15 protein-coding genes are annotated in these 13,448 nt (G+C 65.6%); 1 reads left to right on the top strand and 14 read right to left on the bottom strand.

Annotated features, from left to right (window positions below):
* The first annotated feature begins 36 nt into the window (after positions 1 to 36).
* On the top strand, positions 37 to 1,251 hold the full coding sequence (locus tag F595_RS0108145; protein ID WP_022956375.1) for a saccharopine dehydrogenase family protein: 1,215 nt from the start codon (positions 37 to 39) through the stop codon (positions 1,249 to 1,251).
* A gap of 6 nt (positions 1,252 to 1,257) precedes the next feature.
* On the opposite strand, the gene F595_RS0108140 is transcribed toward F595_RS0108145, so the two are convergent.
* The 14 genes from F595_RS0108140 to plsX form a co-directional block, all read right to left on the bottom strand.
* The gene (locus F595_RS0108140) at positions 1,258 to 1,884 is read right to left on the bottom strand and encodes a GDSL-type esterase/lipase family protein (RefSeq protein ID WP_022956374.1); all 627 of its coding nucleotides are present in this window, start codon (positions 1,882 to 1,884) and stop codon (positions 1,258 to 1,260) included.
* Between the two features lie 169 nt (positions 1,885 to 2,053).
* Complete coding sequence (locus F595_RS0108135) at positions 2,054 to 2,983, bottom strand: electron transfer flavoprotein subunit alpha/FixB family protein (RefSeq protein WP_022956373.1); 930 nt, start codon at positions 2,981 to 2,983, stop codon at positions 2,054 to 2,056.
* A 2-nt stretch (positions 2,984 to 2,985) separates the two neighbouring features.
* On the bottom strand, positions 2,986 to 3,732 hold the full coding sequence (locus F595_RS0108130; protein WP_022956372.1) for an electron transfer flavoprotein subunit beta/FixA family protein: 747 nt from the start codon (positions 3,730 to 3,732) through the stop codon (positions 2,986 to 2,988).
* A gap of 167 nt (positions 3,733 to 3,899) precedes the next feature.
* Positions 3,900 to 4,466: a TetR/AcrR family transcriptional regulator gene (locus F595_RS13440; RefSeq protein ID WP_211213162.1), complete on the bottom strand. Its 567-nt coding sequence runs from the start codon at positions 4,464 to 4,466 to the stop codon at positions 3,900 to 3,902.
* A gap of 76 nt (positions 4,467 to 4,542) precedes the next feature.
* Entirely contained in the window at positions 4,543 to 5,334 is a 792-nt protein-coding gene (locus F595_RS0108120; protein WP_022956370.1) for a TatD family hydrolase, read from the bottom strand.
* On the bottom strand, positions 5,324 to 6,346 hold the full coding sequence (gene holB, locus F595_RS13435; protein WP_022956369.1) for a DNA polymerase III subunit delta': 1,023 nt from the start codon (positions 6,344 to 6,346) through the stop codon (positions 5,324 to 5,326). Before holB ends, F595_RS0108120 begins: the two co-directional genes overlap by 11 nt.
* A complete protein-coding gene (tmk, locus tag F595_RS0108110; RefSeq protein WP_040568406.1) occupies positions 6,343 to 6,984 on the bottom strand; it encodes a dTMP kinase in 642 nt (213 codons plus the stop codon). Before tmk ends, holB begins: the two co-directional genes overlap by 4 nt.
* Positions 6,985 to 6,991: 7 nt before the next feature.
* Positions 6,992 to 8,023 carry an endolytic transglycosylase MltG gene (gene mltG, locus F595_RS13430; protein WP_084682897.1) on the bottom strand — a complete coding sequence of 344 codons (1,032 nt, stop codon included), beginning with the start codon at positions 8,021 to 8,023 and terminating at the stop codon, positions 6,992 to 6,994.
* Entirely contained in the window at positions 8,020 to 8,865 is an 846-nt protein-coding gene (gene pabC, locus F595_RS0108100; RefSeq protein WP_022956367.1) for an aminodeoxychorismate lyase, read from the bottom strand. Before pabC ends, mltG begins: the two co-directional genes overlap by 4 nt.
* Entirely contained in the window at positions 8,862 to 10,100 is a 1,239-nt protein-coding gene (fabF, locus tag F595_RS0108095; protein ID WP_022956366.1) for a beta-ketoacyl-ACP synthase II, read from the bottom strand. Before fabF ends, pabC begins: the two co-directional genes overlap by 4 nt.
* A gap of 156 nt (positions 10,101 to 10,256) precedes the next feature.
* Positions 10,257 to 10,496: an acyl carrier protein gene (gene acpP, locus F595_RS0108090; protein ID WP_022956365.1), complete on the bottom strand. Its 240-nt coding sequence runs from the start codon at positions 10,494 to 10,496 to the stop codon at positions 10,257 to 10,259.
* A 139-nt stretch (positions 10,497 to 10,635) separates the two neighbouring features.
* Positions 10,636 to 11,379, bottom strand: coding sequence for a 3-oxoacyl-ACP reductase FabG (fabG, locus tag F595_RS0108085; protein ID WP_022956364.1), 744 nt, complete (start codon positions 11,377 to 11,379; stop codon positions 10,636 to 10,638).
* A 30-nt stretch (positions 11,380 to 11,409) separates the two neighbouring features.
* Positions 11,410 to 12,342 (bottom strand): ACP S-malonyltransferase, encoded by a 933-nt coding sequence (gene fabD, locus F595_RS0108080; RefSeq protein ID WP_022956363.1) that lies wholly within the window; start codon positions 12,340 to 12,342, stop codon positions 11,410 to 11,412.
* Positions 12,343 to 12,423: 81 nt separating this feature from the next.
* On the bottom strand, positions 12,424 to 13,446 hold the full coding sequence (gene plsX / locus F595_RS0108075) for a phosphate acyltransferase PlsX (RefSeq protein WP_228126951.1): 1,023 nt from the start codon (positions 13,444 to 13,446) through the stop codon (positions 12,424 to 12,426).
* Positions 13,447 to 13,448: the final 2 nt, after the last annotated feature.

Raw genomic sequence — 13,448 nt, 5'->3', positions numbered from 1 at the left:
TAGCGTGCAACATCCCTTTGTCGCAGGAGTCGCGCCATGTCCCGCCCGCTTGATGTCATCGTGTTCGGCGCCAGCAGTTTCGTCGGCCAGATCCTGGTTCGTCACCTCTGGGAGCGCCATGGCGCCGATGGCGAGTTGCGCTGGGCGCTGGCCGGACGCAGCGAGTCGCGCCTGCGCGCCGTGCGCGACAGCCTCGGCGAGCGCGCTGCCGGCCTGCCCCTGCTGGTGGCCGACAGCAGCGATGCCGCCGCGCTGCACCGGCTTTGCGAGCAGGCCCGCGTCATCGTCTCCACCGTCGGGCCCTACGCCCTCTATGGCAGCACGCTGGTCGCGGCATGCGCCGACACCGGCACCGACTACTGCGACCTCACCGGCGAAGTACAGTGGATGCGGCGCATGATCACCGCGCACGAGGCGACTGCCCAGCGCACCGGGGCGCGCATCGTGCATGCCTGCGGCTTCGACTCGATACCCTCCGACCTCGGCATGCGCTTCCTGCAGGAAGCCGCCATTGCCCGTTTCGGCCAGCCGCTGCGCCAGGTCAGCATGCGCGTGCGCCTGACCGGTGGTGTCTCCGGCGGCACCGTCGCCAGCATGGTCAACTTCTTCCAGGAACTGGCTGACAACCCCGCGCTGGCTCGTGACATCCGCAATCCGCACCTGCTCGCCGGCATCAGCGGCGGTGCCCGCCAGACCGAGGTGCTGCGCCCAACCCGTGACGCCTTCAGCGACAACTGGCTGGCACCCTTCATCATGGCCGCCATCAACACCCGCGTCGTGCACCGCAGCAATGCGCTCAGCGGCTGGCGCTGGGGGCAGGATCTGGCCTATGACGAGGCCTGGGCCACCGGCAGCGGGGTCCGGGGCCTGGCCATGGCAACCGGATTCACGGCCGCACTCGGCGGCTTCGTGGCAGGCGCCGCCATCGGACCGGTGCGCCGTCTGCTGAGCCGGCATGTGCTGCCCAAGCCCGGCGAAGGCCCGTCCCCCGAGGAGCAGCGCAACGGCCGCTTCGAACTCACCTTCCACGGCCGCGATGACGCCGGACACCGGCTCACGGCACGCGTCACCGGGGAACGCGACCCGGGCTACGGCGCCACCGCGCGCATGCTTGGCGAAGCCGCTGCCTGCCTGGCGCAGGACATGGCCGGACGCCCCGGCGGCTTCTGGACGCCGGCCTCGCTGCTGGGCGACGCCTTGCAGCAACGCCTGCAGGCGCATGCCGGCATGCGCTTCCAGCTGCTTGACTGACGCCGTTCAGCGCCAGCCCTGCTCGTCGAGCGCCCCCAGCACGCGCTCGGCAAGCACGCCATAGCCTGCCGCGTTGGCGTGAATCGGATCCGCCTTCAACGCGTCATCCGACAGCACCTCGCTGATCGCATTCGGCACCAGCGTGATGCCATGCTGCTCCGCCAGTTCGGCAAACAGCGGATGATCTTCAAGACTGCCCCAGGCAGCGGCCAGTCCGGCCTGCGGCACCGCCAGCAGTGCCACATGTTCGCGGCCCTGGCGCGCTGTCGTGATCAGTGCTTCCAGATGACGGCGGGTGTCCGCGAGCGGATGCCGGCGCAGGAAGTCGTTGCCGCCGACCGCGATGATGACCGCATCCGGCCGATGCCGCGCGAGCAGCTCCGGCAAGCGGGCTGCGGCCTGGCCACTGGTGTGGCCGGGAATGCCGGCATTGACCACGCGCCAGCCACTGTCCAGAGCCAGCCGGGTCGGCCAGTCCAGCCCCTGACCTGCCCCGGTGCCAGCCACCAGGCTGTCTCCGATCACCAGTACGCGCGCCCCGGTTGGCAACGGTTTCTCCACCACGGGGTCGGGAGCACAGGCTGCCAGCCACGGCAGCAGGAAGATCAGCAACCAGCGCCACGATCGCGGCATTCCGCTTTCCTCATGCAGACAGTCATGACGGATACGGTGTCGCAGCGGACTCATGCTGTCCAGATCACAAATCCGGGAAGCTGCGACATGGCCTGACGCAGCATGTGCCTGAAAATGCAAAAGGCCGTCCCGGTTGCCCGGGACGGCCTTTTCAGGGATCCGCTGTCGCTCAGACCAGCTTTTCGATCGCCGGAACGGCGTCGAACAGATCGCCAACCAGACCGTAGTCGGCCACCGAGAAGATCGGGGCTTCCTCGTCCTTGTTGATGGCAACGATGACCTTGGAGTCCTTCATGCCGGCGAGGTGCTGGATGGCACCCGAGATGCCGACGGCAACGTACAGCTGCGGTGCCACGACCTTGCCGGTCTGACCAACCTGCATGTCGTTGGGCACGAAGCCGGCGTCGACGGCAGCACGCGAGGCTCCGACGGCGGCGCCCAGCTTGTCGGCCAGCGAGTAGAGGATCTTGAAGTTGTCGCCGTTGCCCATGCCGCGACCGCCGGAGACGACGATCTTGGCACCGGCCAGTTCCGGACGATCCGACTTGGCCAGCTCTTCGCCGACAAAGGAGGACTTGCCGGCATCGTGAGCAGCACCGACGGCTTCGACGGCAGCCGAGCCACCGGTGGCGGCAGCGGCGTCAAAGGCGGTCGGGCGCACGGTGATGACCTTGATGCTGTCCGAGGACTGCACGGTAGCGATGGCGTTGCCGGCGTAGATCGGACGCTCGAAGGTGTCAGCGGAGACAACCTTGGAGATTTCCGAGATCTGGGCGACGTCGAGCAGCGCGGCAGCACGCGGCAGGTAGTTCTTGCCGTTGGTGGTGGCCGGTGCCAGCACGTGGCTGTAGCCCTTGCCCAGTTCGGCGATCAGCAGACCCAGGTTTTCAGCAAGCTGATGACCGTAGGCGGCGCTGTCGGCGAGCAGCACCTTGCTGACACCGGCGATCTTGGCAGCAGCGTCAGCGGCGCCCTGGGCGCCGGCGCCGGCAACCAGCACGTGGATGTCGCCACCGATGGCCTGGGCGGCGGTGACGGTGTTGAGGGTAGCGCCCTTGATGGAGGCGTTATCGTGTTCAGCGATGACAAGAATGGTCATGATCAGATCACCTTCGCTTCGTTCTTCAGCTTCTCGACCAGTTCTTCAACGGTCTTGACCTTGATGCCGGCCTTGCGCTCTGCCGGCGGCTCGACCTTGAGGGTCTTCAGACGCGGCGAGACGTCGACACCGAAATCGGCCGGGGACTTGATGTCCAGCGGCTTCTTCTTGGCCTTCATGATGTTCGGCAGGGAGGCGTAGCGCGGTTCGTTCAGACGCAGGTCGGTGGTGACCACGGCCGGCAGCGCCAGCTCGACGGTCTGCAGGCCGCCGTCGACTTCACGGGTGACCTGGGCCTTGCCGCCCTCGACCTTGACCACGGAGGCGAAGGTGCCCTGACCGTAGCCGCCCAGCGCCGCAAGCATCTGGCCGGTCTGGTTGTTGTCGTCATCGATGGCCTGCTTGCCGACGATGATCAGGCCCGGCTGTTCCTGGTCAGCGATGGCCTTGAGCAGCTTGGCAACGGCCAGCGGCTCGGCGCCATCGGCCTCGACCAGAATAGCGCGATCGGCACCCAGAGCGAGCGCGGTACGCAGCTGTTCCTGGGCGTTGGTGGCACCCACGGTAACCACGACGATCTCGGTTGCGACGCCCTTTTCCTTCAGACGAACGGCTTCTTCGACCGCGATTTCGCAGAACGGGTTGAGTGCCATCTTGACGTTGGCCAACTCAACACCCGTCTTGTCCGCCTTCACGCGAACCTTCACGTTGTAGTCCACAACGCGCTTGACAGCTACCAGAACCTTCATGGAATCCTCAGCTTGTTTGTCTATGAGAATTTGGGGGTGACCAGAGGATTCACACACTGCGTGAACCCCAAAAGGTCACATATGTTGCAGTGTGTATCCCATGGGGTCAAGAACCGCACCCCCCGCTTGTACAGGCTCTGCCCGCAACGCGGCTGACGAAAGGCGCTTCAGCCGCCCTTTGTGGAGCGCTTGTCTGCCGGCGCGCCGAGCACGCCCCGGTTGCCCATGCGCACGGCGACATTGAGCAGGAACTCCAGGAAGGGCTCCTTGTCACCGATGAACTGGGTGTAGAAGCTCGACTTGCTCAGTGCCGAGGCGCCATGCGCCAGCGCCCAGGCGGCAGCGATGTGCCAGGTCGGCGGCACGTCGGCAAGCTTGCCGGCCTTGTCGGCCACCAGCTTGCTTTCCAGACGATCAAAGAGCAGGTACTTGTCGGCATCCTTGACGCGGAAGCTGAAATACTCGCGCACCAGGGCCGCCTTGTCTTCCGAGGTGTCAATGCGCTGGAACAGCTCGGCCAGCTCTTCCTCGTAACGGATCATGAGCAGCAGGTAGATCTCGTTCTTGGTCTCGAAGTGCTTGTAGATCGTGCCTTTGCCGATGCCGACCTTGTCCGCGATCATCTCGACGGTGACCTTGTCTTCGCCCATTTCCATGAACAGTGCTTGCGCGCAATCCAGAATGGACTGTTCACGTTGGCGAAACTCGCGGGCCTTTTGCGTGGCACGGGCCAGGTCAGACATAGGGAATCCTCGGGAAAAGTTGAATCAAGCTTCAGAATCTAATTGTTTTGCCAGTCCAGTCAATCTGTTAGGCCATGGCGACCGACTGCCGGCGAACATGCCGGAAAAGCGTGTGGAAATTGTGCGTGGTGGCCTCGGCCAGTGCTTCCGCGCTGATGCCGCGCAACGCGGCGATATGCGCCGCCGTATCGGCGACAAATGCCGGCTCGTTGGGCTTGCCGCGATACGGCACCGGCGCCAGCCAGGGCGCATCGGTCTCGACGAGAAGACGGTCGAGCGGAATGCGTTTCGCCACCTCCTTGAGCTCGGTGGCCTTGGGAAAGGTGACGATGCCCGAGATGGAAATGTAGTAGCCCAGATCCAGCGCCGCCTTCGCGGTATCCCAGTCCTCGGTGAAGCAGTGCATGACGGCCTGCTCGGCCCCCTCGGCACGCATCTGCGCCAGCACGTCCTCGCGTGACGAACGGGTGTGGATGATCAGCGGCTTGCCGGTGCGCTTCGAAGCCTCGATGTGGGTCGAGAACAGCGCCTGCTGCTGCACCCGGGTGGATGCATCGTGAAAATAGTCCAGACCGGTCTCGCCGATGCCGACCACCTTGGGGTGCTGCGCCAGCGTCAGCAGGCGCGCCAGGTCCGGCTGTTCGGCACCCGTGTGACAGGGATGCACGCCGACCGTGATCGACACGTCCTCATGCGCCTCGGCAATGCGGCGAATGTCGTCGAAACGCTCGAGCTCGACACTGATGCAGAGAAAATGGCTGACGCCGCGTTGCCGCGCCGCCGACAGTGCCGCATCCAGCGAGCCGTCATGACGGTCGAGATTGAGGAGATCGAGATGGCAGTGACTGTCAACCAGCATGGGAACCTCGTGTTCGGGTCTTGCGCCCCCAGTGCAGCCAGAGGGCATCGAGAATGGCTTGGGGCTGCACCGTGGTGTCCAGCAGACGACGCGCCTCCACCGCCTGGGCCAGGGTGTCCAGCAGCGCCTCGGCAGAGACGGCGGCAGCCAGCTGCTTCAGCTCGGCGGCGAGGTCGCGGTGTCGGCAGTCTGCGTCAGGCACCAGTGCCAGCTGCACGGCATCGTCAAGCAGGCTCTGCCAGATGGTGATCTGCGCCATGGCATCACGCTTGCCCCACTGCGTCGACAGTGTCAGCGGTGCCGCCCTGTCATCCGCCACCGCCAGAAGATCGGCAAGCAGGGCGCCGCGTTGCTGATACCACTCGGCCTGCAGCAGGTCACGTGCCGCCAGCGGCGCCCCCCGGGTCAGGGCCAGCAGCGTGTCCGCGACCGCGTCGTCGGCCGTCTCCGGCAGACCGGGCTGCGATCGCAACCACTGGCGTGCCAGCTGGGTGTCAGGCACACCCAGCGGCAGCAGCTGGCAACGGCTGCGGATGGTCGGCAGCAGGCTCATGGGCTGATCCGTGAGCAGCAGGAACAGGGTGTCGCGGCCCGGTTCCTCCAGCGTCTTCAGCAAGGCATTGGCCGATGCCGTGTTCAGGGCATGCGCCGGGCTCAGCACCACCACGCGCCAGCCCTGCATCTGCGCTGACTGGCTGGCGAACTGCACGACCTCGCGCGCCTGGTCGACCTTGATGACCTTGCTGACCTTGTCACCATCCACCTCGGGCGATACACGCAGAAAGTCCGGGTGGCTGCCAGCCGCCAGCCACTGGCAGCTGCGGCATCGACCGCAGGCCAGCTCACCGGCCGGGGACTGGCAAAGCAGGCGGGCGGCCAGCGCCAGCGCCAGGTCATGGCGACCGCTGCCCTCGGCGGCGGCCAGCAGCAGGGCATGAGGCAGCCGACCGGCAGCATGCAGGCGCAGCAGCGACGACCAGAGGCCCTGCTGCCAGGGATAGGGCGCGCTCATGCCGGCAGCGTCCGGCAATAGGCCGCCAGTTCGGCAGCCAGCGCCTGCTGCACCTGCGGCAAGGCCGGTGCGGCATCAATGACCCGGATCCGTGCCGGCTCGGCGGCCGCGCGCGCCAGGTAGCTGGACCGCACGCGCTCGAAAAAGGCGCTCTGCTCGGCTTCGAAGCGGTCGGCGGCGCCGCGTGCCGCAACCCGTGCCGCGCCCTGCTCGACCGGCAGATCGAGCAGCAGGGTCAGACCCGGTCGGGCGCCCTGCAGCACCAGCTGTTCCAGACTGGCAATGACCTCGGCAGGCCGGCCACGACCACCGCCCTGATAGGCCCAGGTGGCATCGATGAAACGGTCACACAGCACCCAGTCACCACGCTCAAGCGTCGGCACGATGCACTGCGCCCAGTGCTGGGCACGGGCGGCAAAGAAGCCCAGAAGCTCGGTCATCGGCGCCACCGGCTCGTCGCGAGGCGCCAGCAGCAGGCTGCGCAATTCCTCGGCCAGCGGCGTGCCGCCAGGCTCGCGCGTCACCACCACGGGGCGGCCGGTGCCACGCAGCCAGTCGGCAACAAAGGCCAGATTGGTGCTCTTGCCGACACCCTCTCCCCCTTCCAGGGTGATGAGTCGGCCAGTGTTCACGGACATGATGGTCTCAGCGTTGGTAGCGGTTGACGGCGCGGTTGTGCTCGTCGAGGGTGGCGGAAAAGATGTGCCGGCCACGGCCGTCGGCAACGAAAAACAGCGCATCCCCCTCGGCCGGATGCAGCGCGGCATGAATGGAGGCGCGCCCCGGCATGGCGATCGGCGTCGGCGGCAGACCGTCGATGCGGTAGGTATTATACGGCGTCATCTGGCGCAGATGGGCACGGGTGATGTCACCCCGGTAGTTTTCTCCCTGACCGTAGATCACGGTGGGGTCGGTCTGCAGGCGCATGCCCTTGTCCAGGCGACGGATGAAGACCCCGGCAATCTGCGCCCGCTCATCCGCAGACCCGGTTTCCTTCTCGATGATCGACGCCATGATCAGCGCCTCGTAAGGGCTCTTGTAGGGCAGTCCGGATGCCCGTCCCGCCCACTCCTCCGCCAGGATGCGCTTCTGGCGCAGATAGAGACTACGCAGGATGTCGATGTCGCGCTCGCCCTCCTCGATGTCGTAGGTATCGGGCGCGAACAGTCCTTCAGGATGCGTTTCCTCGGCACCGACCGCCGCCAGCATGTCGGTCACCGACAAGGTCGGCAGCTCCTGACGCACGTCCTTGCGCTCGCCCAGCATGGCAGCGAGATCGCGATAGCGCATGCCCTCCAGCAGCACCAGCGGTGGCGTGCCGTCGGGCGCCTCGGCGAGTCGGCGCACCAGCTGGTCCAGGGTCATGGGCGGGCGCAGAATGAAGGTGCCGGAGCGCAGCACCTCGTCGCCCGGGCGCAGCATCAGCCACAGGCGCAGGCTGATGCCATGCACGATGAGGTCCTTATCGGCCAGCTGGCCGGCCACGAACGACCAGCTGCTGCCACGCGGCACCTTCAGGCGCACGCCCTCGGGCGGCAGCACCAGCGACTGCAGCAAGGACCGGTAGAGCACGACCACCACCAGCAGGAGCAGCAGCCAGGGCAGTCGCCGGCGCCAGCGCGAGGACGGTTTGCGAACAGGGAACACCACACGCGAATGACGGGGTCGTCGACTCATTGCTCGGCAAACCAGGGCGAGATCAGGGCCTGACATTGTCGGGTCATCTCACCGACTCGCCAAGTCCTGTTCCGCCAGGCGGTCACCGGCCAGATGCCGAAGACGCTGTTGGCAAAGAAGCACTCGTCCGCCTGCAGCAGATCCTCCGGCCCCAGATCGCTGACCAGAGCGCTGATGCCCTGAACGACACAGGCATCCAGCAAGGCGTCACGCAACACCCCGCGCACGCCGCAGCGCTGCAGGGCAGGCGTCATCAGGACGCCGTCACGAACCAGGAAAAGATTGCTGAACACGCCTTCAACGAGTCGGCCGTGACTGTCCTGCACCACTGCTTCGGCACAGTCCGGGTGCTGTTGTGCCAAGGCCTGGCGCAACAGCACCTGCTCCAGGCGCGCCAGATGCTTGATACCGGCCAGCAGCGGCTGCTCGGCCAGCGCGAAGGCTGCATCGGCAACACGGATGCCGTCACGGACTCGCGGGTCCGGTGCCGGCTCCTGTGCCTGCCATGTCAGCACCAGGGTGGGCTGCGGCGCCACCGGCGGCAGGTAGCCGCGTTCGCCCGGTCCCCGTGTCACCACGATCTTGAGCACGCCATGACAAGGACTCGCGGCACGGATGTCCTGCAGATAGGCCGTCACGGCCTGGCGCCAGAACGCCAGGTCGGGCAGGCCCAGCACGGCACAGCCGGCACTCAGGCGCGCCCAGTGCTGCTCAAGCAGTACCGGACGACCGCCGATCACGCGGATGGTTTCGAACACGCCATCGGCACAGGCCAGCCCGCGATCCAGCGCGGACAGCGCGCTGACCTCACGTACTCCCTGCCAGAGCCGGGGGGCGATCACAGCGCGCTGAACACCAGGCTGCCGTTGGTGCCGCCGAAGCCGAACGAGTTCGACAGCACGGTGCGGATGCGGGCCTGACGCGCCACATGGGGCACGTAATCCAGCGTGCAGGCTGGGTCCGGGTTGTCCAGGTTGATGGTGGGTGGCGCCACCTGGTCACGGATGGCAAGCACGCTGAAAATGGCCTCGATGGCACCGGCCGCACCCAGCAGATGACCGGTCATGGACTTGGTGGAGCTGACCATGAGCCGGTCGGCATGGGCACCGAACAGCGACTGGATGGCCTGGGTCTCGGCGACATCACCTGCCGGTGTCGAGGTGCCATGGGCATTGATGTAGTCAATGGCATCAACCGCCACACCGGCATCACGCAGCGCGTTGCGCATGGCCGCCGCCGCCCCGGTGCCGCCTTCGGTCGGCGCGGTGATGTGGTAGGCATCATCACTCATGCCGAAGCCGGTCAGCTCGGCATAGATGCGGGCACCACGCGCCTTGGCGTGCTCGTATTCCTCCAGCACCATGACGCCGGCGCCATCGCCAAGGACAAATCCGTCACGGTCGCGATCAAAGGGACGGCTGGCCTGCTGCGGCGCATCGTTGCGAGTGGACAGCGCACGCGCCGCCGAAAAGCCGGCGATGCCCAGCGGCGAGGAGGCTTTTTCGGTACCGCCGGCGAGCATGACATCGGCATCGCCATAGCTGATCAGGCGGGCGGCCAGACCGATGCAGTGCGTGGACGTGGTGCAGGCGGTGGCCAGCGCCAGATTGGGGCCCTTGAGGCCGTGGCGTATGGCCAGCATGCCGGCTGCCATGTTGATGATCGAGCCCGGCACGAAGAACGGCGACACCTTGCGCGGACCACCCTCACGCAGACTGACGTGGTTGTCTTCGATGTTGGTCAGACCGCCGATGCCGGAGCCTACGGACACCCCTACCCGATCAGCGTTGTGCTCAGTGATGACCAGGCCGGAATCGACCAGGGCCTGCTCGCCGGCTGCCATGCCGTACTGGATGAAGGTGTCATAACGACGTGCTTCCTTGGCCGGCATCACCGACTCAGGCTGGAAGCCGCTGACCGTGCCGGCGAACCGTGTCGCATACTGGCTGCAATCAAAGTGGGTGATCGCACTGATGCCGCTGCGACCAGCCAGGATGCCGGCCCAGGTCTCTGTCACCGAGTTGCCCAGACCGGTCAGCATGCCCAGACCCGTTACCACCACGCGACGGCGTGTCATAAGAACTCCAGCTCACACGATATGAAGCGAGCATATGTCATTGTGCTGACAACTTCATGACAACAAAAGCGCCCGGCCTGACGATTTCAGCGCCAAAAAAAACCGCAGGAACGCGAAGCGCCCTGCGGTCTTTCGGCACGTCTGCCGCGAGCGAGCTTACTGCTTGCTGTGCGCGGTCACGTAATCGATGGCGGTCTGCACCGTGCTGATCTTCTCGGCTTCCTCGTCCGGGATCTCGGTCTCGAATTCCTCTTCGAGAGCCATCACCAGCTCGACGGTGTCCAGCGAGTCAGCGCCCAGATCGTCGACGAAAGAAGCTTCGTTGGTCACTTCCTCGAGCTTGACGCCCAGTTGTTCGGCGACAATTTTCTTGACGCGTTCTTCGATCGTGCTCACTTTTTTCTCCTGTGTTGTCGGTGACCCCGACAAGTCGCACGCCAGTTTATTGAAGCCACCAGCCTGTGACAAGTCAGCTCATCCGACAAGTCGTAAGTAGTTATTTCAAAAATAAATCAAAGGAAAACAATGGCTTGAATCAAGCCATGTACATCCCGCCATTGACATGCAGGGTGGTTCCGGTGATGTAGCCAGCCTCTTCGGAGACCAGGAAAGCCACCGCTGCCGCAATTTCTTCCGGCCGCCCCAGACGCCCCGCCGGAACCGCCGTCAACAATTTCTCGCGCTGCGTTTCGGGCAGCGCCTGGGTCATGTCGGTCTCGATGAAGCCGGGCGCCACGGCATTGACCGTGATGTTGCGCGAGGCGATCTCTGCCGCCAGCGCACGCCCGAAGCCTTCCAGACCTGCCTTGGCCGCCGAGTAGTTGGCCTGACCCGGGTTGCCGATGGAGCCGACCACCGAGCTGATGTTCACGATTCGACCCCAGCGCGCCTTGGTCATGCCCTTCAGCGACGCACGGCAGACCTTGAAGATGGCGGTCAGGTTGGTGTCCAGCACCGCCTGCCACTCCTCGTCCTTCATGCGCAGCATGAGGTTGTCACGAGTGATGCCGGCGTTGTTGACCACGATCAGGGGCACGCCCCAGGTCTCGATGATCTGTGCCAGGACCGCCTCGACGGCACCCGGCCGGGTCACGTCAAGCACGAGGCCGCCACCGGCAATGCCGGCCTCGGCAAAGCGCGCCGTGATGGCGTCCGCACCCGCCGCTGACGTGGCGGTACCGACCACCGTGGCGCCGAGCTGACCGAGCTTGAGCGCCACCGCCTGGCCGATGCCACGACTGGCGCCAGTCACCCATGCCACCTTGCCTTGCAAACTCATGTGACGTCCCCTGTGTGTCGTTCTGGCCGCTCAGGCACGTGCCAGAGCCGCCTGGAAAGCATCCGGCGCATCGATGGCAAGATGCTCCGCATCCTTGGCAATGCGCTTGTCGAGCCCGGTCAGCACCTTGCCCGGACCGCTCTCGATGAAGCAGGTGACGCCATGATCAACCAGCCACTGCACCGATTCGACCCAGCGCACCGGGCTGTAGAGCTGTTCCAGCAGCGCCGCCTGCAGACTGGCGCGATCACCGGCCACCCGCGCGGACACATTCTGCACCACCGGGATGACAGGGTCGTTAAACGGGATGGTGGTGAGGTGCTGGGCCAGACGGGTGGCGGCCGGGCGCATCAGGTCGCAATGCGATGGCGCGCTCACCGGCAGCGGCAGCGCACGCTTGGCGCCCGCTGCCTTGAGCAGTTCGATGGCACGCTGCACGGCCGCCGTGCGCCCGGCAATCACCACCTGGCCCGGGGCATTGAAGTTGACCGCCGACACCACCTCGCCTTGCCCAGCCTCGGCACAGGCGGCAATCACCGCCGCGTCATCGAGGCCGAGAATGGCGGCCATGGCGCCCTCGCCTGCCGGCACGGCTTCCTGCATCAGGCGTCCGCGCTCGGCGACCAGGCGCACGCCGTCAGCCAGACTCAGAACGCCAGCCGCGACCAGTGCGGTGTACTCACCCAGCGAGTGTCCGGCGACATAGTCAGGACGCGCGCCCCCCGCCTGCTGCCAGGCACGCCATACCGCGATTCCGGCGGTCAGCAGCACGGGCTGGGTATTCTGCGTGGCATTGAGGACTGCCTCCGGCCCGTTCTGCGCCAATGCCCAGAGATCCAGACCCAGTGCAGCCGATGCCTCGGCAAAGGTCTCCTGCACCACCGGATTGGCCACCGCCAGCTCCGCCAGCATGCCCACGGCTTGCGAGCCCTGACCGGGGAAGACCCATGCTGTATGCGCCATGACTCATCCTTGCAGCCGCTGCTGCGATGTCAAATTTCAAGGACGCAAGGGTAACGCAAAACCGGGGAAGGAGAAGACGACTCAGATCGCAGATGGCGACACTTCAGCCACTGAAAGCGACAGATGGCGTGCGATCAGGCCGGGAACATCCTGCTCGACCTCGGTGACCGCCACGCGCAGGGCCTGGGCAAAGGCCTGCTGATCGGCACTGCCATGACTCTTGACCACGACACCGGTGAGGCCGACCAGGCTGGCGCCGTTGTGACGACCCGGATCGAGACGATGCTTGAGGCCGCGCCAGATGGGCCAGGCCAGCAGACCCAGCAGACGCGTCAGCCAGGAGCGGTTGATCTCGGCCTTGATCATTGACGCGATGAGCTTGGCAATACCTTCGGAACTCTTCAGCGAAACGTTGCCGACGAAGCCGTCGCAGACCACGACGTCCGCCTCGCCACGGGTGATGCCATCACCTTCGACATAGCCGATGTAGTTGAGGCCCGAGGCGCGCAGCAACTCGTGGGTCTGCTTGATCAGCTCGTTGCCCTTGATTTCCTCTTCGCCGATGTTCAACAACCCGATGCGGGGACGCTCGACGCCGTCCAGCGCCCGCGCCACCACCTCGCCCATCTGCGCGAACTGCAGCAGATGCTCGGGTTGCGAATCGACATTGGCACCCAGATCGAGCATGTGGGTGTGACCATTGCTGGAGGGGATCGCGGCCATGATCGCGGGCCGGTCGATGCCGGCATGGGTCTTGAGCACGAAGCGGCTGACCGCCATCAGGGCACCGGTGTTGCCGGCAGAGACGCATGCCTGGGCCTGGCCGTCACGCACGGCGTTGATGGCAAGACGCATGGAGGACTGTTTCTTGAGACGCAAGGCGGTGGACACCTTGTCATCCATGGTCACGTATTCACTGGTGTGAATGACGTGCACGCGAGCGCGCAACAGGCTGTCTGCCTGCTGCAGAAAAGGCGAGATGAGGCTTTCATCGCCGACCAGCAACAGGTGCAGGTCGGGGAACTCACGCAGGCACTGCAGTGACGCCGGCACCGTGACGGCGGGACCGTGGTCTCCGCCCATCACGTCAACGGCCAGCGTCATGC

This window comes from Perlucidibaca piscinae DSM 21586 (assembly GCF_000420045.1).
Classification (GTDB): domain Bacteria; phylum Pseudomonadota; class Gammaproteobacteria; order Pseudomonadales; family Moraxellaceae; genus Perlucidibaca; species Perlucidibaca piscinae.
Note: the sequence above shows the minus strand (reverse complement) of the source record. Positions and strands in the feature narration are given on the sequence as shown.